Origin of the sequence: Halomonas icarae (genome assembly GCF_009901955.1) — a bacterium.
GTDB lineage: Bacteria > Pseudomonadota > Gammaproteobacteria > Pseudomonadales > Halomonadaceae > Halomonas > Halomonas icarae.
In genome coordinates this window covers 503,616-524,450 of record NZ_WUTS01000001.1, presented here as the reverse complement: position 1 = coordinate 524,450, position 20,835 = coordinate 503,616, and the positions used below count along the sequence as shown (strand labels likewise).

Below are 20,835 nucleotides of genomic sequence, written 5' to 3'. Positions count from 1 at the left end.
GATGCCGATACAGAGCCTTCGTGGGGCCCTGCAGGCGCTCCTGCTGGTCGCCGTCTTCCTGGCCGGCATCTGGGCCCAGTCGAGCGGGGTGATCGATGAGTTCCTCTGGTACTTGCCCGACGTGCAGTTCCTGGCCGTGCAGCATCTATGGCTGACTGCCATCTCGGGCGGGCTGGCCATCTGCGTGGCGATCCCGCTGGGCATTCTGCTCTCGCGCCCCGCCATGGCACGCTGGGCCGAATCGCTGATGCAGGTGCTCAACGTCGGCACCACCATCCCGACCCTCGCCGTGCTGGCGCTCTCCATGAGCTTCCTGGGCATCGGCACGGTGCCAGCGGTGTTCGGGCTCTTCGTGGCTACCCTGCTGCCCATCACGCGCAACACCTATGCCGGCCTCGCGGGGGTCAACCCGGCGTTGATGGAGGCCGCCGCCGGCATCGGCATGTCGGCGACCCAGCGGCTGCTCAAGGTCGAGCTGCCCAACGCTCTATACGTGATCTTCGCCGGCATGCGCACCGCCCTGACCATCAACGTGGGCACCGTGCCGCTGGCCTTTCTGATCGGCGCCGGGGGGCTGGGCGAGCTGATCTTCACCGGCATCGACCTCTACGATCCGGTGATGATGCTCTCCGGCGCCATCCCCACGGCGCTGCTGGCGATCGTGGTGGACGCCCTGATCGCCACCGTCGCCTTCCTGGTGGTGCCGCGTGGGGTCAACCCGTCGCGCGCCTGACCGTTGCAACCGTGCTAGACCCTTTACCGTCACACGAGGAGAAATAGCCATGAAACGCTTGATGACCACCCTGTCCGGCCTGGCCCTGGCCGGTGCCATGACCACCGCCGGCGCCGCCGAGATTACCGTCGGAGGCAAGAACTTCACCGAGCAGCAGATCCTCTCCAGCATGACCACCCAGTACCTGGAGGGCCTGGGCTACGAGGTCGACACTCGCGCCGGCATGGGTTCCGCCGTGCTGCGCCAGGCCCAGGAGAACGGCCAGATCGACCTCTACTGGGAGTACACCGGCACCTCGCTGATCAACTACAACGACGTGACGGAGAGCCTCTCGTCGGAGGAGAGCTACCAGCGGGTCAAGGAGCTCGACGCCGAGAAGGGCCTGGTGTGGCTCGAGCCCTCCGAGGCCAACAACACCTATGCCCTGGCGATGCGTGCGGAGAGCGTCGAGGAGACCGGCATCGACTCCCTCTCCAAGCTGGCCGAGGCGATCAACGATGGTGAGTCGCTGACCTTCGCCCTGAACGCCGAGTTCTATGCCCGCGAGGATGGCTGGCGCCCGCTCCAGCAGGCCTATGACTTCCGCGTCTCCCGCGGCGACGTCAAGCGCATGGACTCCGGCCTGGTCTACCCGGCGCTGCGCGACGGCGAGGTCGAGGTGGGCCTGGTGTTCGCCACCGATGGGCGCATCCCGGCCTTCGACTTCCGGGTGCTCGAGGACGACCAGGGCTTCTTCCCCGCCTACGCCCTGACGCCGGTGGTGCGCCAGGAGACCCTCGACGAGCTTCCCGAGCTCGAGTCGCAGATGAACGCGCTCTCCTCACTGCTGGACGACGCGACCATGGCGGAACTCAACGCCCGGGTCGACGTCGAGCGCGAGACCATCGAGGACGTGGCCCATTCCTTCCTCGAGGAGAACGAGCTGCTGTGACCTCTACGGCATGGCTGGCATAATGCCGGCTATTTCTACCGCTGTTTACACAGCGGCTTTTACACCAAGGAGGGCCGCCCGCGGGCGGCCCTCCCTCTTTTCAAGGGGAAAGAGATGCACTACCAGGACAGGCTTCGCGTCGGCGCCGCCCAGATCAATGCCACTCTCGGCGATGTGGATGCCAATCTGGCCCAACACCTCGCCACCATCCACGAGGCCCGTGAGAGCGGCGTCGAGCTGCTGGTCTTCCCCGAGCTCTCGTTGACAGGCTACGGACTGGGCAGCCGCGTGATGCAGGTGGCCATGCCGCTGGAGGATCCACGCCTAGGCGAGCTGGCCCAGGCCTGTGGCGAGATGCAGACGGTGGTTGGCTTCGTCGAGGAGGCGAGTCCCGGCGAATACTACAACGCGCTGGCCATCCTTCAGGCGGGTGAGATCACCGCGGTGCACCGCAAGCTGAACCTGCCCACCTATGGTGGCCTCGAGGAGGGCAAGTGGTTCACCCACGGCAACGAGCTGACCCAGACGCAGGTGCGCCCCGGCTGGTCGGCGACCCAGCTGATCTGCGCCGACCTGTGGAACCCGGCACTGGTGCATGCCGCGCTGCTGCCCCGCCCCACGGTGCTCTGTGCACCGATCAACTCGGCCTCGGGCGTGGTCAGCGATGATTTTTCCAACGAGCAGAACTGGGTGCTCAATGTGCAATTCTACGCCATGACCTACGGCACCCCGGTCATCATGGCCAACCGCTACGGCCCCGAGGGGCAGAGCCACTTCTGGGGCGGCTCACGCATCCTCGGCCCCCGCGGCGAGCTGCTCGCCGAGGCCGAGGAGCGCGAGATGCTGATCACCGCCGAGCTGTCGCGCACCGCCATCGCGCATGCCCGCTTCGAGCTGCCCACCCATCGCGATGCCGATACCCCGCTGATCCGCGAACTGATGGCGGGCTATCGCTGACAACAGCTGACAACAAGGAGCACGAGACCATGTGGCACCAGCAGGAGATCCGTCTTCCCGCCCTGGCGCGGGGGTTCCATCTGATCACGGAGCGAATCGTCGAGGCCGTGCCGGAGCTGGCCCACTGCCGGGTGGGGTTGCTGCACCTGCAGCTGCAGCACACCTCGGCCTCGCTGACCCTCAACGAGAATGCCGACCCCGATGTGCGCCACGACATGGATGCCTTCCTGCGCCGGCTGGTCCCGGGTGACCTGCCCTACTTCCACCACACCCTGGAGGGGCCGGACGATATGCCGGCCCACGTCATCGCCAGCCTGCTGGGTACCCAGCTGACCCTGGCGGTGCGCGACGGTCGCCTGGCGCTGGGCACCTGGCAGGGTATCAGGCTCGGCGAGCACCGCGACCACGGCGGACCACGACGCCTGATCATCACCCTCAACGGCGAGACGTAACGCCGGCGGGGCTCAGGGCAGGCGCCCCTGCTTCTCCAGGCGCCGCCTGACCCAGGCATCGTAGAGGCGGCGCAGCAACGGCTTGAGCCCCGGCAGGCCGATCAGCCAGGCCAGCGGCCTGAGGCGCGGCACCCGCCGCATCAGCAGGATATAGGCGTCGATCCCCTCCACGATGTCCCCGCCCTTCTCGCCCTCCTCTTCCACGTGCAGCGAGAGCAGCGCCGCCTGAGGATCGATCCCCTGGTCGCGCAGCATCTGCTGATGCTCGGTCACATCGCACCACACCACCCGATCGCCGGCCTCTCCCGCCCACTGCTCGTAGCGAGCGCGATCCTTGCGGCAGCGCGGGCAGATGGCATCGTAGTAGACCTTGAGCAGTGGAAGCTCGGACATCGACATTCTCCTTTATGAACTGGCCCGCCGCCGCGGCTGATTCGGCCGTGTGGCCTAACCTAAGGCGGGCAGGCCGCAGCATGGCACTCCTTACCACATACCTTACCAGTAGGCGGGATCGTCTAACGCCGCGACGCAGCGCGGTGCACCGGCTAGGGCCATGATCTCGCCTCCATCCAGCGCCTGGCCGAGCCAACCTTCGGGCTGGGACAGCCTGAAGGGCGCCGTCTCCAGGGGCGCGGGCATGAAGCCGACCCGCGAATAGTAGGCCGGATCCCCGTAGCTGACACTCCCCGCCCTACCGGGCGAGGGTTCCAAGGTCGCCCTCAGAACCTTCCTGCTTCGACACGCCTTCACTAGACGGCGGCTAGGCCGCCGTCCCCGCTCCAGTCGCTCCACAGGCTAACCCCGCCAGCCCGGCGGTTCGGATATTGTTGGCCGCATTGATATCGCGATCGATGGCGCCTCCGCAGCCTGCGCAATGCCAGCGACGCTGTGACAGCGGCAGCTTCTCGACCCGGTGACCACAGCCATGGCATACCTTGCTACTAGGCAGCCACCGGCTCACTTTCACCAGTTGCCGCCCGGCCCACTCCGCCTTGTACTCAAGCTGGCGGACAAACTCTCCCCAGCCGGCATCACTGATGGCCTTGGCCAGGAGGCGGTTCTTGACCATACCGGCAGTATTCAGCGACTCGACACACAGCACTTGGTTTTCGTTGACCAGCGTGCGGGTCGCCTTGTGAATGGCGTCGCGGCGGCAGTCCGCGATCTTGGCATGCAGCCGTGCCACCTTGTGTCGCGCCTTGGTGCGGTTCTTCGACCCCTTCTGTTTCCTGACCAGACGGCGCTGGTGATAGGCCAACTTGGCTTCATAGCGCTTGAGGTGGCGCGGGTTACCGGATTTGTGGCCATCGCTGGTGATAAACAGATCGGTCAGGCCCAGATCGATGCCCACGGTCTTCGGTGAGACCGGCAGCGTCTCGGGCGTGAACTCGCATAGGCAGCTGATGAAGTAGCGCCCCGCACGGTCGCGCGAGAGGGTGATACTCGAGGGCGCACAGGGCAGCGGACGACTCCAGCGGATCGGCAGTGGTTCCGTTGCCTTGGCGATAGTGATCTCGCCATCCCGATAGCGAAAGGCGGCTCGGGTCAGCCGGATCGACTGTCGGCGATCCTTGCGTTTGAAGCGCGGATAACGTGCGTTGAGTTTGGAATTGAAGAAGTTGTCGAACGCGGCTTTCTGATCCCGCAACGTCTGCTGCAGGATCACACTAGACACGTCCTTCAACCAGAGATACTCGGCTTTGAGGGCGACCAGCCGCTTTTCCGCCGCTGAATGTGATATCGACTGCCCGTGGATCTGATACGCCTCGGTGCGGTAGGCCAACGTATTGTTCCAGACAAAACGCGCGCAGCCGAACGACTGCGCCAATAGCTCAGCCTGCTCGGGGGTGGGATAGAACCGCTCTTTATAGGCACGCTTTGTCATACTGGAAAAATATCAGTTGTCGCCAACCCTATCAACACAGGCACCGCGAAGCGATGCGCGCTTGTATCACCGCCCGAGTGGGCGATGCTTTACGCGCTGGTTTGGTAAAGATTCGCGTCGCGCCTCTCGCCTTCAGCCTCTCGAGACCGAAGCGGATCAGGCGCTGCGCGATGCCCCGGCCCTGGTGATCAGGGTGCACGGCCACCGGTGACAGCAGGAAGGCCGTGATCGGGGGATCGAATGTCAACCGCGAGAAGAAGATGCCGGCCACGATCCGGCCCTGCTCCATGGCCACGAAGCTCAGGACATCCTCAATGGCACTATCGGCCATCAGCTTGCGCACCAGACCCGCAACATGCTCGCCCTCTGCCGGCCCCTTGCCAGCGGAAAAGGTGCGAGCAAACAGCGCCTGAATCTCCGGCGACTGGTGCGCTTTACACTCTACCAACCGCATGGCCTGGTTACCTCTTTGGGTCGGCGATGATCAGGTCAGCCTATGGGAAGTGATTGGCCAAGTATTCATCATAGTGGCCGGTATGGCTGCTATCGGCCAAGAGCGGCCGTTCAGTTGGCTCTGATATAACGCTGCCAGCATGCGTGCCTTCTTAGTGGAGGCGAAGCCGCAACGAAAAAGTGGTCGCCATGCCTGTCTTTGTTAGACATTTTCATTCAGTAAGCTCACGCCTAATTCTGTCACGCGCTACCGATCTTTCTTTTCGCAAAATGCTCTGCATTTCCGTAGGTTTGTCATCACTAACCTGTATAAAATATTCAGCCGCACCAATAGGATTGCATTCAACTTGCTCTGATAAATACTTCAATCTATCAGGGCAACCACCTATGCCAGGATTAACAATAGTGAGCTTCCGTGATCCTGACAAGGACAACCAATCCACTATGTTTTCATCTATGTGTTTATCCCCAAAACTGTAGCCAATACAAACAAGAGCATCGGCATAATTTAAACTACCCTTGAAAAGAGAAAGAAATTCAGATGGAGCTATTTGGCTCAGTCTTTTTGTAAACTTATGCACTCCTGACAAAAGGGTTTTGCGCAAAAACTGAATCCTTCCTTGTTCATCTTCATAAACATTTTCGTTCATGCACACGACGCCATCACGCACCGCTATATCTTGATTTATTTTATCTATTATTTGAAGTTGGTGAGCAAAGGATGCTGGATCCTGTTCGACAGGCTTAATCTTCAAGTAGTTAAGCTCATCATTTTGCCCAAATATATCTAACCCTCCATGTAGCTTTATTAAATTAATACCATATTCGCCATGCTTATGAAAATCATAGCAATTACTTTCGATAGATGCTCTGCTCAACCTTTCAAACGGAATTTGACGTAAAACTCCATCAGTGCTCTTCATGGGAATACTGACTTCTTCATTGAAACCTGACTTTATAGGGATGCCTGCTGATGCCGCCAGCATTTCAATAATGCAGTCATGGTTTAGTGAGAATATCCAAAGCGGATTATTCTCTTGAGCTAGTTTTTTGATAGCAGAAAAATCATCAAGTGCGTTCAACGCGTAGTCAGTGTTTTTTACCTGCCTTTCCATTAGCAGGCCATATACAGCCTGAAGAAGAAAGCCAAGAGCAGCGTGATAGTCTTGCCTTTTACCTTCATTACGCTCTCTAGAGAACTCTACCTCTAAAGTTCCTATGATATGCTCGTAATGTAAGTCTTTATTACCTAATAGAATTGCGACGCGGGAAATAACATCCTGATTCCATCCGCCGCCTTGAGATTTCCAGCCTTCATTAAACGAAACAATTCTCTCAGGTGTTAGACAGCGCCTCAATTCTGCGGTCAACTCCCAGACAAGGGGCATTCCGCAATCGTAAGCCGCACCCGCGCCAATGAATAACGCTTTCATCTGATTTAGCACCCATGATTGCCTAGCAAGTATTAGTCGGAACGCTCTGACATTGATTGAGCGTACCTTATCATTCAAGTCGATAAACGTGCCGGCTGCCTTTCCGGGATGTCCACTCAGAGTCGGAAGTGATCAATCAGCATAGACTAAAATTCCTCGTTCGGCCAACAGCTGCCGTTCAGGATGTGCTCTTTTAACACTCGTCTACGGGGCAGAGTTAGCGGTGGCCACTTGGTGGGGAAGAAAACTTGTCCCACCCAGAGAAACAACAAGATCAATAGAGGATTTTTAGGAATTTTCATCCATCGGGATAAAGTCTTTAGCAATTCTTCCTGCATGATCTCCCCAATTCTCCATTTCTTTTTCCTGAAACCTGAAGAAAAAAGCATACCTAGCCCACGTTAGTGGGCCCTGCTGTAAAGCTAGACGCAAAACCATTTCCTTGAGTCTTTTGGCTGAATTTTCATAAATAACCTCAAACAAAGACAGCATGAACTCATAAACTTCTGGAGCTGCCTCCAAGGATTTCAGGTTTTGATTCATGAATGCTTTTTGCGAAACAAGCATATCATGCAGCTGGACAGAGAGTAACGGATTTACCTCTGAGAGCTCTTCAGTAACCTTTAAATGATGCTCCAGTGCCAAAGGCTGCAAATGCAGCTCCATTAATCGTTTTCGGTGAGCCTCTGAGAAGCCATCACTATAATAACTCTTTCCGCCTTGCAGTAAAAAATTTGCTCGCATAGTCTCTCTACGCATCTCAAGAAGAGTTGTTATTGTTTTATTGGTTGTTTTACGATTTTCTCTAGACAGGCGAGAAAATGTACTTATCTCACTCAGCAACCATCCAATCACAACTCCGAGCAATGGGACTAGATCTCTTGCATCCATTTCAACTTCTCACCGTTTATTATAGCTTTCGTGGATCTGGACAATCTAGCTTAAAGTATTCTGCAATTGCAATGTGTGCATTTGCTAAAATCTAGAGCCATTGAGAATTAAGGCGCCCGATCGGTGGAGGCAAATAGTAGCGACTGTGGCAACAAGTATAAGAGCGATTGTTATGAGAATGGGGATTGTATTCATGTCGTCTAGACCAAAGTAAAACGATAAAGGTGTCTAATACCTAGGTTCAGCCATATGCGCAGCGAGTAATAAACCGCTTGGGGCTTTTTTGAAGCAAATGGTGCGGGGAGAAGGAGTTGCACCTTCTCTCGTTTCTCTTGGGTCGGGCAGACTCTACTTTGCAACGCTAATCTCTCGTCTGGATTGGAAGTGTCCCAACTCGGCCCGCAGAAACGCCACCCCGCACCATACGCCTGTAAGCAATACGAATGGATTTTCCATAAGCACCTCCGCAATAGAGTGAAATACTACTTTAACGCTCACTTCCAATCCAAACAAGATACTCACGTTGATTTTGAAACCTACCGTTACCTCCAAGACCAATAAGATTGCGACTATATTACCCTTTTTTCTCTTGACGATCAAAAACCATAAGAGAGCATATCCTAATAGTGAATGAAAGAGGCTGCTATTTTTCCTGACTACTAGCTACTTAGGGTCGAATCGCGACGGAATGCAAGCTCCAGCACACGTCGAGCACGTTATGGACCATCCTATACATTCCACCTGAGGAGGTCCATACCATGAACACATCAACACCAGTTAACCGAAAGCCTTGGAATAAAGGCAAGCTGGTTGGTCAGAAAACACCGCTTCGTCTCAAGGATATCTGGGCCATTCGCGTCAGGCTGCAGCTTGCTGGAAAGATTCGAGATCTGACGCTATTCGAGCGTGGCTATCGATAGCAAGTTGCGGGCATGTGATCTTGTCAAGTTGCGAGTCCGAGATGTAGCCCATGGCAATCGTGTCTCTTCAAGGGCCATAGTCACGCAGCAGAAAACGAAAAGACCAGTACAGTTTGAGATAACCGAGCAAACTCGCACTGTCCTAGATGAGTGGATACTGGTTGCACATCTCCGTAACGATGATTATTTATTCCCAAGTCGCCTGAAAAGCTCATGTCATTTGTCTACTCGGCAGTACGCACGCATCGTTAAATCATGGGTCACCGCTATTGGCTTGGAGCCTTCAGCCTACGGTACTCACACGTTGCGACGTACCAAGGCAACGTTAATTTACCGCCGAACGAAAAACCTGAGAGCTGTTCAACTACTCTTAGGCCATACGAAACTCGAAAGCACTGTCAGATACCTCGGGATTGAGGTGGATGACGCATTGACCATGGCTGAGCAAACAGAGGTCTAACAGGTGCAAGCGACGGCATAGCCGCTATGCCGTCGCTATCTAGCCAGAAGCAGTAGTTCAGTGTGTGGCGCTATAGGCGCAATACCGCTGACGCCGAGACAGTGCAGAATCTTGTAAGCCACTTATCGGCTCCTATAGAGATTCACTCTGATATCGTTAGCAAAGATGCCACCCTCACTCCATGACGAGATAATGTTTCTTGAATCAAGCCAGCTGACCAAATCCCGATTATCGGGACTATTCTCCAGCCTCGGCGTCTTATATCCAGTTTTTATTTCGGAAAAAGGTGGCTGCAGACTAGCCAAAACATAACGCACTTCGTCATCATCCATAAGATAATGATATTTATTAAAAAGGGAAATCTGTGTTTCTATGGGTGTAGAATTAATTATTAAAGATTGCACAATACTCCCATTAAGCTCGGGTATTTTGGTGTCTGCGCTGTTAAGAATCGGGCCGATAAGCGCTGATCGCTCGGGAAGATCCACGAGTACCTCTAGGTCCATCAATTCGACTATTCCAAACTTTTCCATATTATCAATTTCAGATCGTAGAAGCTCCTCTCGGAAGCCATCGTCGATTGCAAAATTTTCTGGATCCGCCAGATATGTATCGATATTAGTCGCGACGAATAGTACCTGCAAACTCCTGTTGTCAGCGAGTGCGTCGAGGTTCTCCTGAGTGAAGTTGATTTTTCCTTCATCTATCAGGATTCGAAGCTTGGGTGGCTCGAGTCCCTCGGGGATTTTTTTGAACGGCTTGGGCAGGGCATGAGCATATTCTCTGTAAGCGACATCAGACAACGAGTCCGCATTGATTAAGAACTGACGCAGCTTCAGTGAATCCGAGTCGCATGGTATAGGGTGTCGCAGTATAACCGCGCGGACAACATCTCGATCAAGATACTCAACTAGGCTATCTGCATCGAACCCGTCAGATTCCATGAAAGCGAGACAGTTCACCCAATTTGATTCAATCGAATTTATCTTAAACAGCATTGAATGCAATCTCTCGGGCACATCCTCTAAATTCGGCAGCCGGGTCGTCTGTCGCTCAAGAAACTCCCGAAGATTATCTTGGTCTAGTGTATCGTGGCGAACCACGGAAAGAATAGCCGGGGCATCCTCTTCTGAATTTCCTTGTAGTTCTAAAAGAATATCGCGCAGGTAGAGATCAAAATCGCGCTCGACTCGCTTCATCAAGGTTGCGTTATTCGTCGAGCGTATGGTGGTAAAATTCTTCTCGCGCATTGGCTTGAGATCGTTCTCCCCCAAAAGCGCTTGGTAGACGTATTCCAGGTTCGCTATCGTGAGTTCGTAAAGTCCCTTCTCGAACATCACATGCACAATTTCAAAATGCTCTTTAATTGCTGCCAGATCCTTGACCTCCAAGTCAAGGCATTCAAGTCGTTTTGGTGATAACTCGGGTGCATTCACCAGAATCACTGGAAGGTTCGCCGCAACAAATTCTGGTAGCTCATCAAAATCCCTTGCGAGCGTTTTAAGCGAGGTTTCCGGTAGGTTCGAGACCAGCTGGGTGACGTGGGAGATATTGTTAGGGCTGGCAATGACAGTTGGGACTAGACTTTCCCAAGCCTTGTTTATTCCCGAAAGAAGTCCTGCAACATTGTGGCCGCTTGTGTAATAGGCATCGAGAAATTCCTCGCAGTTCTCAAATTCAGACGAGATAAACTCGAAAAGTTTTTTCGTTTGGTCTAGGTAACTACTCCGGTCACTCAGCAGACTATCGACAAGCTTGACGTTCAAGACATAGCTTTGCCGGAAGTCTTCATCTCGCATCGCTGCGATAACCTCTTTTGGATTGTCGATCGGAAAAACCGGATCAGGCGTGACGAATGCCCGTATCTGGATCAGAAACTTATTGTCATTGGGCGACAAACGGCCTGAGTGAAAGAGTGTAGTGTATTGGTAGTAGGTATCGTCGAGATGACCTTCCAGAATTAGAAAACGGGCAAGCTCCCCGTTTCCCCCGAAGCTTTCAAAAAGATCCTGCACATAGCCAGGGTTCAAACGCAGCAGCTCGTTGAGTTTAATCGTGCGAAGCGCTGCGATTTTTGATCTTAAGTCGCGCACTTGGCGCAAGATCTTGTTCTTATTATCAACCGCCTTGCTTTCTATCTCCTCCTTGCGTTGCTGGTAGGATTTCTGGGAGTCCATCTCGCTTTGCAATTTGGAAACATCGACCTGCTGTGAGTGACCATTGACGTTGCGGCCGATAATTCGGGAACCCTCTATAAGCTTCTCAAACGCATCGTGGCTGGCCAGCTGTGAAATCGGAATCCATTGCGACCCATCAATACGAACGCTGTTAACATTCGGTGGAAGCCTCTCAATCAGAGCCATAGCGTAGATTTGCCGCAACTCTCTAAGGTCCGAAGGCGTCTGTCGCTCGGCGACTTCAATCCGCTTTTCGAGTTCTGCAATCTCGGTCCTATACGTGGCCTCACCATCCCCAATGAGCTTGTCTTGGCGGCTCAATATTTTAGCAAGGGTGCCCGCGCCGCGATGCAACTGCTCAAAGTCTCTTGGATAGACGTTTTTATAGATCAGTATCGCGAGGAGCTTGTTGGCGTCGAGCAGATTCTCTCCATCAGTTTCCAAATTAGCCACATAAATAGCGTATTCATTAAAGATGTTCTGAATCAACCTCAAGTCGTTCAGGTATCGTGAGACCTCTCTCAGAAACTGCCGATCAAGGCGCCCGTCAAGCTCAAGCCTCTTTCCCTGCTCCAACACCATGTCGATCGAATTCGATGTATTTATGATCGGTATGACAGGAATGATGAATTCGAAAAACTTGGTTCGATCAGTGTTTACAAACATGTCATCGCGCAGGGCGTAGAGGAATCTGACGGTGCGTTTCACGCCTGCGTTCTCGTTCACTAGGCTATTAATTTCGCGCAGTGTGACGAAAATTTCGGGATTTTCAAATCGATCTATATCCTCAATGACTACAAGGTCGTAATCAGTTGATTGAAAAAAGTAAACTATTTCGTCTAGGTGACGATTCAATATGGAGGCCTGGTCATCATGTGCCGGCTTTATCTCAACGTCCTTCAATGAGATGCTCTTAAGTGACAACCCGAAACTTGCGACATAAAAGTGATGCAGTGTCACCCAGAAGAATGTTACCGCGAACAAAAGGATTCCCACGTTGAGCCAATTCCTGTGATCGAGGGGAACAAAAAACGGGCCGCTAATGATGTCTTCTCGCTGATGAAACACGTACCACACCGAAAGAATTCCAAGCATTATGTAAAGAGATTTTAATATCGACCAAACACCGGGGGACTGAATTCTTTTGAACCGGGATAGCGGAAGCTTGTTAGCGTCAGCACCATACAGCATCTGCTGTAGGATGCTTCTCTCAATCTCTTGGCGGCTCACCTTCTCGCCTCCCGAATCGGCCTCGGGAACGAACGCAGCGAGAGAAATATGAAGCGCAGGTCGCCGATACTTTTTCAAGAAGGATTGAATGATGCTGCTCTTTCCCGATCCATAAGGCCCCGTAAGGGCAATGTTGGAGACCTTCGCATTGTTCGTCGCAAACAAAATCGCTTCGGAATATACGCCAGCCTTGTCTGCCTCATCAGTAGGCGCGAGGTCCACGAATTTCGATTGCATTTCGGCGGAGCGCTCTTTGCTTTCCAGCCAAGACACGATGCTATAGAGGCTATTGGCAAGCCGGCGTGTTAATAATGTGATAGCCTTTATCATACGATGCTAAACCAGCCTAAGGTATTTGACATGCTCAACATGTGATTGGATAAACGTGTCACCAAGTTTATCAGCAAAATTCAACCTAAAAAGTTCACTCCAAGCAATTAATAGGCATAATTGCCAATTTTAATTATTCTGCATATCCAGATTTCTCGCTCATGCTACATTTTTCGTTACGTCCGCTTTGGGTCGAAAGCAGCCGATCGCCCGATAAATCGGGCTCCTACGACCAGCATGGCAATCCCCCCTCTAGTGTTCAACATGACGAATCGAATCCATTGCTCCGCAAGCGGCTTTCCTTTGAAAACCGTTGGAGTGGATGGGGGGGCTCCGCTTATCATGCCTGGCGGCTGTCTTTGGCATCCCGTCTGCCTTTCTGCATGGCCGAATATGGATTCCATACTAGATGTAATTTTCTACTATTTCTTGGGTGGCCGATTATTTTCGGCTCAAATGTAAGCGATATCTTACGTGATATATACGTTTATCACGAATTTCCGTCGTGTTTAATGAGATAGGGTACGGGATAAACAGGAAGGGTGGCTTGCGCTGAGGGTGTGAAGGCGATGCTGACAGCCGCCCCATGTCATCGAGCACATCGCCGACGGCAATGGAGAGCCTGCATGCCAGCCATAGACAAACTTCAATTCCCCTGTGACCACCTGTTGCGTCACACTGGCCACGACACTCCAGACATGCAGCACCACTGACACGGAGATTTTCATGAGCCAACGCATCCTGATGGTCCTTACCTCTCACGACCGCCTGGGCGATACCGGCGAGCCGACCGGCTTCTGGCTGGAGGAGCTGGCGGCGCCCTACTACGCCTGCCTCGACGCTGGCGCCGAGGTGGTGCTGGCCTCGCCCGCCGGTGGCCAGCCGCCGCTGGACCCCAAGAGCGATGCCGAGGAGAGCCAGACCGACGCCACGCGGCGCTTCAAGCAGGACCCCGAGGCCCAGCAGCAGCTGGCCACTACTCGGCGCCTTTCCGAGGTCAGTGCCGACGACTTCGACGCCATCTTCTACCCCGGTGGTCACGGTCCACTCTGGGACCTGGTGGACAACCCCGACTCCATCCGCCTGATCGAGACCTTCTGGGCCCAGCAGAAGCCGGTGGCGACGGTCTGCCACGCCCCCATCGTCCTGCTTCATGCGCGCGACACCGAGGGCGAGCCACTCGTCCGTGGCCGCCGCGTCACCGGCTTCACCAACGGTGAAGAGGACGCCGTGGGCCTGACCGAGGTGGTACCGCACCTGGTGGAAGAGGCCCTCAAGGCCGCCGGAGCGGACTACTCCAAGGCAGACGACTTCGCGCCCTACACCTGCCGCGACGGCCGCCTGATTACCGGCCAGAACCCGCCCTCCTCGGAGCCCGTCGCCAGGGTACTGCTCGAGGCACTAAGCGAATAACCCGCGCCTTTTTCACGGCCCCATGGCAGAGCGCCCCGGCATCATATGATGCCGGGGCGCTCGTCTCTCTACTCCAGGGCCAGCTACTGCAGGGCCAGCAACTGCAGGGTCAGGCTGCTGGCAGGATCGGACCACTTGCAGGGTCGGGATCAGCCGCGCCGGTAGGTGCCCACCAGGCGGTTCATGCCGAGCAGATGCGGCTCGACCTTGAGCAGCAGATCCCGCAGGGAAATCCCCTCGGGCAGGTCATCGGTGGGCTTGTCCAGCGCCAGCACCCAGAAGTAGTAGCGATGGGTATCGTGCCCCTCCGGCGGCATGGGGCCACCATAGCCCAGCCTGCCGAAGTCGTTCTTGCCACGCGTCCCAACGCTGGTCGCTTCCTCCAGGCTGGTGGTGGACGCGGGAATATTGTAGAGCACCCAGTGCACGAAGCCGTAGGTACCGTTCTGCACCAGGGGAGCATCCGGATCGTGGCAGATCAGCGCGAAGCCCTTGGTGCCTTCGGGGGCATCCTGCCAGACCAGCGCCGGCGAGAGGTCATCGCCCTCCCCCGTATGCTTGGCTGGAATGGCGCCTCCGTCCTCGAAGGCGGGACTGGAGAGGCGCAGGGTCGACAGGGCGAATGCCATCGGTAATCCTCCTGATTGAAGACAGACGAACGTCAACGTAGCCTGGGAAACAAACGAGGAGCTGTCAACATGCCCAAGCGTCTGCTGATCGTTGCCCACGCCCCCTCACCCAACACCCTCAGGCTTCGCGAAGCCGCCGAGCAGGGCGCCCGCCATCCCGAGATCGAAGGCGTGGAGGTGATCGTCAAGCCGCCCCTCGAGTCGGGCCCCGAGGACGTCCGTAACTGCGATGCCATCCTGCTCGGCACCACCGAGAACCTGGGCTATATGAGCGGTGCCCTGAAGGACTTCTTCGACAGAAGCTATTACGAGGTCCTCGAACAGGCCCAGGGGTTGCCCTGTGCCCTCTATGTCCGCGCCGGCCATGACGGCACCGGCACGCGACGCGCCGTGGAGAGCATCACCACCGGCCTGCGCTGGCGCTGGGCGCAGGAACCGCTGATCCTGCGCGGCGAATGGCAGGAGTCCTTCACCGAGCAGGTGGAGGAGCTGGCCATGGCCATGGCCGCAGGACTCGAGGCGGGGGTGCTATAACCTTATTCGATAGAATTACGTTGAATGCCCCAGCCTGCCTCACCGGTCCTGCTATACCTGAAAGATGGCCCTGGTGATCAGAAATGACCGGGCCCCGCCTGGCCATCCTGGCCGATACCACAACACCGAGATAACGACACCAGGATAGCCACACCAAGCTAACAATCGAGATAACCGTCAAGATAACCATCGAGATAACTACACAGCCTGTCGACCAGATACCGGGCGACACCTCTCCTGACAGGCATTGCCCCGACACCTCACTGGTTCTGGTGTGCCTCTGGCCGACTCACTGCTACGAGGTGAGTCATGAACAGCATCGCCAAACGGCTGACCGTTGGCATCGCCAGCCTGCTACTGCACGCTTCCCTGCCTGCCGATACCGAGACACCCCTGACCATCGCCACCGCCAGTCCGGCCGGGGTCTACCACGTGGTCGGACGCGCCCTGTGTCGAACCCTCAGCACGCCCTGTCGGGCACAACCCAGCGATGGCTCCAGCGCCAATCTGCGCGCCCTGCGCCGTGGCGAGCTGGCATTCGCTCTCGTCCAGTCGGACCTGCACCAGTATGCCACCCAGGGCATCGAGGGATTCCGCCAGGCCGGCGCCGATACGGCCCTGCGTTCGGTGTTCTCGCTGCACAGTGAGCCGTTCACTCTGGTCGTCCGCCGCGATGCCGACATCGCAAGCCTCGAGGATCTGCAGCGACGCTCCGTCAATATCGGCAACCCGGGCTCCGGGCAGCGCAGCACCATGCTCAGGCTGATGGATGCCCGCGGCTGGAGCCGCACCACCTTCCGCCAGGTACACGACCTGCCCGCCGATCAGCAATCCATGGAGCTGTGCCATGGCAATATCGACGCCATGGTCTATACGGTGGGGCATCCCAATGACTCGGTCGCTCAGGCCATTCGTCTGTGTAACGCCGAGATCATCGATGTCAGCGGCACCACCATCGACCTGCTGGTCAACGCCTATCCCTACTTCAGCTACGCCACGATCCCCGCTGGCCTGTATGGGCCCGACCAGCCCGAGATCCACACCTTCGGCGTCAAGGCAACGCTGGTTACCCGCGCCGATGTCGATGCAGAGCAGGTCTACCGGCTGGTGTCCGAGGTATTCGGCGCGTTTACCCGTTTCAAGGCTACCCATCCTGCCCTGGGGGTGCTGACGCCCCAGGTGATGATCGAGGAGGGCCTGAGCGCCCCCCTCCATGATGGCGCCTTGCGCTACTATCGTGAGCGGGGCTGGATCCATGACGAGGCACTGCTCCCCGTACGCCACGAGATTCGTCGCGGCGCCGCCTTGGCGGGCATGGCGAACTGATACCGGCGGCAGGGGGAGGCGAGCGAGTGGCAATCTGATGTCAGTGGCCACAAAAAACGAAGCGGCGGCGCCCTCTGGGCGCCGCCGCTGTTTCCTGCATCGAGCCGGTGCTTACTTCAGGCGTTCCAATACTCTTACCATGAGGATAATCTTCTCATCCGTGACATTGGGTAGCCACTCCTCCTTGAGTACCGGCTGCGCCTATGCACACTCATGTTCATCACCGCCGTACCCGAGGCCTCAACGGAGAACCTCGAGAGTATCGACCAATGGCTCAGCGTCCCAGGCGCCGATAGAGCGTCGAACGGCTGACCCCCAAGGCTCGAGCGGCGGCGGTATAGTTGCCGTCACAAGCCTCCAGGGTGCGCTGCATATGTGCCTGCTGTAATTCTCGAAGTTCCTGGGGACCGCCTGCTGTCCCCGATGACCTGATGGCCAATGCCTCTGAAGGGGCCCCTCCTGTCAACTTGCGCTGCCAGCGCGGCGACAGCGCATCCAGTGTCAGGGCATCAAGCTCCGGTTCGGCGCCGACCAAGGCCGCTTCCAGGCAGTGCTCGAGCTCGCGCCAGTTGCCGGGCCAGTCATAGGCGGCCAACCGCTCGCAGAGCGACTCCGCCAGGGGCAGGTCACGACCGTGACCGCGACAGAGCACCTCCCAGCGATGGCGAATCGTTTCCGTCAGCGGCTGTTGCTGGTTCAGCGCTGGCAGCTCGACCACCACACCGGCCAGGCGATAGAAGAGATCCTCGCGGAAGTCGCCAACCTCGACCCGAGCCTCCAGATCGCGATGGCTGGCGGCGATCACCCGACACTCGATGGGTACCTCGCGATGATCACCCAGCGGCGTCACCACCCGCTCCTGAAGTACCCGAAGCAGGCGTGCCTGCAGCGCCAGCGGCATATCACCGATCTCATCGAGCAACAGGGTCCCGCCGTTGGCCTGCACCAGGCGCCCGTCATAGCCCCCCTTGCGGGCGCCGGTAAAGGCACCCTCGCCGTAGCCGAACAGCTCCGCCTCGATCAAGCTCTCCGGCAGGGCCGCGCAGTTCAGCGCCACGAACGGAGCTTTTTCGTCGATACTGGTGTGCAAGGCACGGGCCAGCTGCTCCTTGCCGGTGCCGGTGTCGCCCTGCAGCAGGACCGGCAGCCCCGCGGCCAGGGCCTGGGACGCCCTGCGCGCTTCCCGGGCCAAGATCTGCGGCCAGCTGGCCACCAACGACTCCAGCACCGGCCGACGGGGCCGTGACGACTTGATCGGCATCCGGTTGCCGGAGCCCCCCCCCACCTCGCCATCCAGGGTCGCCGGCCGCCAGGCCTCAGGCGGATTGAGGCGCCCCACCAACTGTCCGCCGGTCAGCTCCAGCCCCAACAACGCCGAATTCGTCTCACACTGGCGACGAAGCTCCGTCCAGGAGCGGCCCAAGAGCGATTCGATATGACCACCAATCAGGCCCGTAGCATCACGTCCCAGCCACTGAGCCGCCTGAGGATCGACTGCCAGGATCAGGCCGGCCTCGTTGATCGCCACCAGGCCGCACGCCACCCCATCCAACTCGGCAAGAGAGGCATGCACCTGAAGCACCCAGCGTTGCTGGTAGTGATCACGAAACAGTTGCTGCTCCAGGGCGCCAGTGAGTTGCTGTACCCGCCGCAGGAAGATCTCCGGACGGGGATGACCGGCGTCGAACGTCAGGTCGATCAACCCCAGGCAGTCACCACTCACATCAAGCAGCGGTGCCGCCACACAAGAAACCGGATTCTCGGGGAACATCAAATGCTCGCTGGATTTGACCAGCACCGGCGCGCGCTCGATCACCGCCAGGGCTGGTGCATTGGTCCCAAACCAACGCTCATCCAGAATGATGCCAGGAGCGATGTCTAGTCGTTCATCCAGCACGAAGCGCTTCCCGTAGCTCTTGAGCACGGTGGCATCGGGGCCGGCCAGCAACAGCTGGCAGCCGCGCAGATCCTCGGCAACCCGCTTGAGCAGGGGTTCAGCCAGGGCGATCAGTCGACGATGCGAGTCACGCCGGTCCCGCAGTTCGCTACCACTAAGCCTGGGCAACTCCGGCACTCTCCCGGGAGAGAGACCGTGATCCAGGCAGCGCTGCCAGGAGCGACCGATGCTGGCATCGAGCAGATCCACCGGCAGTTGTCCTCGACGTAGCCGGGCATGGGCCTGGCGCATCATCTCGGTAGTTCGCAGGGCGGCCTTGGTCAACATAGGTGTCTCCCCATGGGGCGAGGTGTCCCAAGATGCGACAGCCGTCGTGTCCGGCGACGCATCATCTGCGGCCAACCCTCCGCGCGGCACCTCTACCCACTGTTTTCATTGTGATTATTACATTACATAACGCTGGCATAGTACTTGCTATACCAAGCAGCAGGCCCATGCTGTCTAGTCAGGTCTGCCAACAATCATAAATCAGCCCCACAGGAGCACAACCATGACGCAGCCTTCCCCCACCATTCAATCCTGGCTGGACAAGAGTCACGACCTTTTCATTGGGGGCCGCTGGCGACCCGCCGCGAGCGGCAATACCCTGGATGTCTACAACCCCGCCACCGCCGAGGTAATCAGTCGTGTACCGGCGGGTGACGCCGCGGATATCGACGACGCGATCACTGCCGCCCGGGAGGCCTTCCTCAGCTGGCGCCGCTCGCGCCCTTCCCAGCGCGAAAAGCTGCTGCTGGATCTCGCCGACGCCCTGGAGGCCCGCGCCGATGACTTTGCACTGCTCGAAACTCTGGACAACGGTAAGCCAGTGACCTTCTCGCGGCATATGGACGTGACTCTGGCCATCGACTTCATCCGCTATACCGCCGGCTGGGCCACCAAAATCGAGGGGCGCAGCATGACCCCCTCCATGCCCTTCGTGCCCGACGATAGGCAGATCGTCGCCTATACCCGCCGCGAGCCGATCGGCGTGGTGGGAGCCATCATCCCATGGAACTTCCCACTGCTGATGGCGGCATGGAAGGTGGCCCCGGCACTCGCCGCGGGCTGTAGCATTGTGCTCAAGCCCGCCGAGGACACCCCTCTCAGCGCCCTGCTGTTGGCTGAACTGGCCGAGCAGGTGGGCCTGCCCGCCGGTACCCTCAACGTGGTCACCGGCCTGGGGCACACCGCCGGATCAGCCCTGGCCGGCCACCCTGGCATCAACAAGGTGGCCTTCACCGGCTCGACCCCGGTGGGCAAGCTGATCGGCCACGCCGCCATGGAGAACATGACCCGCACCACCCTGGAGCTGGGCGGCAAGTCGCCGGTGATGGTATTGGCCGATGCCGATATCGAGGCCGCCGCAATCGGCGCTGCTCAGGCGATCTTCTTCAACCAGGGCCAGGTGTGCACCGCCGGCTCCCGCATTTATGTGCACGAAACGATCCACGACGCCTTTGTCGCCAAGCTCGCCGACCAGGCCCGGGGTCTGACCCTGGCGCCAGGCTGGGAAGCCACCAGCACACTGGGACCACTGGTCTCTGCCAAGCAGCAGCACCGAGTGCTGGACTACATCGACCAGGCCCGCAGCGACGGCGGCACCATCGTCACCGGCGGCGGCAAGGGGAGAGAGAGCGGTTACTTCGTCGAGCCCACGGTGATCACCGGTCTGGCTCAGGAGAGCCGCTGCGTGCAAGAGGAGATCTTCGGCCCAGTGGTGGTAGTACAGACCTTCCGCGAGCTCGACGACCTGGTATCGATGGCCAACGACTCCCCCTACGGCCTGGCCGCCAGCATCTGGTCCAACGATCTCGCCGCGGTCAATCGCCTGATTCCGGAGATCGAGGCCGGCAGCGTCTGGGTCAACGGTCATAACCTATTGGACGCCAGCATGCCCTTCGGCGGCTTCAAGCAGTCGGGGATCGGCCGCGAGCTCAGCGACTCCTTGATCGAGCATTACACCGAGCAGAAGTCGGTCGTCATGATAGTCTGACAGGACTCAGGCCCCGGCATATTGCCGGGGCTCCTTCGAACCACAAAAGATACCCGCAATGCACAATAAAAATAACTTCCAGTGTCCTACGATGACGCTGGGCAACATGCTGCTGGCCGCTGACCTGCCGGCACAAGCCTACGAGATAC

At 57.5% G+C, this 20,835-nt stretch carries 19 protein-coding genes; 10 read left to right on the top strand and 9 right to left on the bottom strand.

The features are described 5' to 3' along the window. Position 1 precedes the first annotated feature (1 nt). The 4 genes from GRB80_RS02405 (at position 2) to GRB80_RS02390 (ending at position 3,073) form a co-directional block, all read left to right on the top strand. Positions 2-733, top strand: a complete 732-nt coding sequence (locus GRB80_RS02405) for an ABC transporter permease (protein ID WP_161422435.1) — start codon at positions 2-4, stop codon at positions 731-733. A 49-nt stretch (positions 734-782) separates the two neighbouring features. Beyond that, a complete protein-coding gene (locus GRB80_RS02400) occupies positions 783-1,664 on the top strand; it encodes a glycine betaine ABC transporter substrate-binding protein (protein WP_161422434.1) in 882 nt (293 codons plus the stop codon). 114 nt (positions 1,665-1,778) lie between these two features. After that, the gene (locus GRB80_RS02395; protein ID WP_161422433.1) at positions 1,779-2,621 is read left to right on the top strand and encodes a nitrilase-related carbon-nitrogen hydrolase; all 843 of its coding nucleotides are present in this window, start codon (positions 1,779-1,781) and stop codon (positions 2,619-2,621) included. A 29-nt stretch (positions 2,622-2,650) separates the two neighbouring features. After that, on the top strand, positions 2,651-3,073 hold the full coding sequence (locus tag GRB80_RS02390; protein ID WP_161422432.1) for a secondary thiamine-phosphate synthase enzyme YjbQ: 423 nt from the start codon (positions 2,651-2,653) through the stop codon (positions 3,071-3,073). A gap of 12 nt (positions 3,074-3,085) precedes the next feature. Here GRB80_RS02390 and GRB80_RS02385 read toward each other — a convergent pair whose 3' ends face one another. The 6 genes from GRB80_RS02385 to GRB80_RS02360 all read right to left on the bottom strand — a co-directional run bounded on the left by GRB80_RS02385 (position 3,086) and on the right by GRB80_RS02360 (position 7,735). After that, positions 3,086-3,466, bottom strand: coding sequence for a thiol-disulfide oxidoreductase DCC family protein (locus GRB80_RS02385; protein WP_161422431.1), 381 nt, complete (start codon positions 3,464-3,466; stop codon positions 3,086-3,088). A gap of 102 nt (positions 3,467-3,568) precedes the next feature. Continuing rightward, complete coding sequence (locus tag GRB80_RS02380; RefSeq protein WP_161422430.1) at positions 3,569-3,784, bottom strand: hypothetical protein; 216 nt, start codon at positions 3,782-3,784, stop codon at positions 3,569-3,571. A 49-nt stretch (positions 3,785-3,833) separates the two neighbouring features. After that, complete coding sequence (locus GRB80_RS02375) at positions 3,834-4,958, bottom strand: RNA-guided endonuclease InsQ/TnpB family protein (protein ID WP_161422429.1); 1,125 nt, start codon at positions 4,956-4,958, stop codon at positions 3,834-3,836. Positions 4,959-4,989: 31 nt separating this feature from the next. Beyond that, positions 4,990-5,412, bottom strand: a complete 423-nt coding sequence (locus GRB80_RS02370; RefSeq protein WP_161422428.1) for a GNAT family N-acetyltransferase — start codon at positions 5,410-5,412, stop codon at positions 4,990-4,992. Positions 5,413-5,623: 211 nt separating this feature from the next. Then, positions 5,624-6,844 (bottom strand): hypothetical protein, encoded by a 1,221-nt coding sequence (locus GRB80_RS02365; protein ID WP_161422427.1) that lies wholly within the window; start codon positions 6,842-6,844, stop codon positions 5,624-5,626. A 288-nt stretch (positions 6,845-7,132) separates the two neighbouring features. Then, a complete protein-coding gene (locus tag GRB80_RS02360; RefSeq protein ID WP_161422426.1) occupies positions 7,133-7,735 on the bottom strand; it encodes a hypothetical protein in 603 nt (200 codons plus the stop codon). Between the two features lie 758 nt (positions 7,736-8,493). Here GRB80_RS02360 and GRB80_RS16310 point away from each other — a divergent pair. Continuing rightward, a complete protein-coding gene (locus tag GRB80_RS16310) occupies positions 8,494-8,655 on the top strand; it encodes a hypothetical protein (RefSeq protein WP_237561905.1) in 162 nt (53 codons plus the stop codon). After that, a complete protein-coding gene (locus GRB80_RS02355) occupies positions 8,642-9,115 on the top strand; it encodes a tyrosine-type recombinase/integrase (RefSeq protein WP_309663495.1) in 474 nt (157 codons plus the stop codon). The genes GRB80_RS16310 and GRB80_RS02355 overlap by 14 nt, the downstream gene beginning before the upstream one ends. A gap of 122 nt (positions 9,116-9,237) precedes the next feature. Here the strand turns inward: GRB80_RS02355 and GRB80_RS02350 are convergent, their stop codons facing one another. Next, complete coding sequence (locus GRB80_RS02350) at positions 9,238-12,852, bottom strand: YobI family P-loop NTPase (protein ID WP_161422425.1); 3,615 nt, start codon at positions 12,850-12,852, stop codon at positions 9,238-9,240. A gap of 726 nt (positions 12,853-13,578) precedes the next feature. Between GRB80_RS02350 and GRB80_RS02345 the strand changes: the two genes are divergently transcribed. Further along, entirely contained in the window at positions 13,579-14,265 is a 687-nt protein-coding gene (locus tag GRB80_RS02345; protein ID WP_161422424.1) for a type 1 glutamine amidotransferase domain-containing protein, read from the top strand. Between the two features lie 149 nt (positions 14,266-14,414). On the opposite strand, the gene GRB80_RS02340 is transcribed toward GRB80_RS02345, so the two are convergent. Further along, complete coding sequence (locus GRB80_RS02340; protein ID WP_161422423.1) at positions 14,415-14,894, bottom strand: YbhB/YbcL family Raf kinase inhibitor-like protein; 480 nt, start codon at positions 14,892-14,894, stop codon at positions 14,415-14,417. Positions 14,895-14,963: 69 nt separating this feature from the next. Here GRB80_RS02340 and GRB80_RS02335 point away from each other — a divergent pair, with 69 nt between their 5' ends. Both GRB80_RS02335 and GRB80_RS02330 read left to right on the top strand, forming a co-directional pair. Then, entirely contained in the window at positions 14,964-15,428 is a 465-nt protein-coding gene (locus GRB80_RS02335; protein ID WP_161422422.1) for a flavodoxin family protein, read from the top strand. A gap of 309 nt (positions 15,429-15,737) precedes the next feature. Next, a complete protein-coding gene (locus GRB80_RS02330; RefSeq protein ID WP_161422421.1) occupies positions 15,738-16,754 on the top strand; it encodes a TAXI family TRAP transporter solute-binding subunit in 1,017 nt (338 codons plus the stop codon). Between the two features lie 274 nt (positions 16,755-17,028). On the opposite strand, the gene GRB80_RS02325 is transcribed toward GRB80_RS02330, so the two are convergent. Continuing rightward, positions 17,029-18,978, bottom strand: coding sequence for a sigma-54-dependent Fis family transcriptional regulator (locus GRB80_RS02325; RefSeq protein ID WP_161422420.1), 1,950 nt, complete (start codon positions 18,976-18,978; stop codon positions 17,029-17,031). 223 nt (positions 18,979-19,201) lie between these two features. Between GRB80_RS02325 and GRB80_RS02320 the strand changes: the two genes are divergently transcribed. After that, positions 19,202-20,686: an aldehyde dehydrogenase family protein gene (locus tag GRB80_RS02320; RefSeq protein WP_161422419.1), complete on the top strand. Its 1,485-nt coding sequence runs from the start codon at positions 19,202-19,204 to the stop codon at positions 20,684-20,686. Positions 20,687-20,835: the final 149 nt, after the last annotated feature.

Coding starts and splice junctions, on each gene's coding strand:
- GRB80_RS02405 (WP_161422435.1), top strand. CDS start 2: ATGCCGATACAGAGCCTTCGTGGGGCCCTGCAGGCGCTCCTGCTGGTC.
- GRB80_RS02400 (WP_161422434.1), top strand. CDS start 783: ATGAAACGCTTGATGACCACCCTGTCCGGCCTGGCCCTGGCCGGTGCC.
- GRB80_RS02395 (WP_161422433.1), top strand. CDS start 1,779: ATGCACTACCAGGACAGGCTTCGCGTCGGCGCCGCCCAGATCAATGCC.
- GRB80_RS02390 (WP_161422432.1), top strand. CDS start 2,651: ATGTGGCACCAGCAGGAGATCCGTCTTCCCGCCCTGGCGCGGGGGTTC.
- GRB80_RS02385 (WP_161422431.1), bottom strand. CDS start 3,466: ATGTCCGAGCTTCCACTGCTCAAGGTCTACTACGATGCCATCTGCCCG.
- GRB80_RS02375 (WP_161422429.1), bottom strand. CDS start 4,958: ATGACAAAGCGTGCCTATAAAGAGCGGTTCTATCCCACCCCCGAGCAG.
- GRB80_RS02370 (WP_161422428.1), bottom strand. CDS start 5,412: ATGCGGTTGGTAGAGTGTAAAGCGCACCAGTCGCCGGAGATTCAGGCG.
- GRB80_RS02365 (WP_161422427.1), bottom strand. CDS start 6,844: ATGAAAGCGTTATTCATTGGCGCGGGTGCGGCTTACGATTGCGGAATG.
- GRB80_RS02360 (WP_161422426.1), bottom strand. CDS start 7,735: ATGGATGCAAGAGATCTAGTCCCATTGCTCGGAGTTGTGATTGGATGG.
- GRB80_RS16310 (WP_237561905.1), top strand. CDS start 8,494: ATGAACACATCAACACCAGTTAACCGAAAGCCTTGGAATAAAGGCAAG.
- GRB80_RS02350 (WP_161422425.1), bottom strand. CDS start 12,852: ATGATAAAGGCTATCACATTATTAACACGCCGGCTTGCCAATAGCCTC.
- GRB80_RS02345 (WP_161422424.1), top strand. CDS start 13,579: ATGAGCCAACGCATCCTGATGGTCCTTACCTCTCACGACCGCCTGGGC.
- GRB80_RS02340 (WP_161422423.1), bottom strand. CDS start 14,894: ATGGCATTCGCCCTGTCGACCCTGCGCCTCTCCAGTCCCGCCTTCGAG.
- GRB80_RS02335 (WP_161422422.1), top strand. CDS start 14,964: ATGCCCAAGCGTCTGCTGATCGTTGCCCACGCCCCCTCACCCAACACC.
- GRB80_RS02330 (WP_161422421.1), top strand. CDS start 15,738: ATGAACAGCATCGCCAAACGGCTGACCGTTGGCATCGCCAGCCTGCTA.
- GRB80_RS02325 (WP_161422420.1), bottom strand. CDS start 18,978: ATGTTGACCAAGGCCGCCCTGCGAACTACCGAGATGATGCGCCAGGCC.
- GRB80_RS02320 (WP_161422419.1), top strand. CDS start 19,202: ATGACGCAGCCTTCCCCCACCATTCAATCCTGGCTGGACAAGAGTCAC.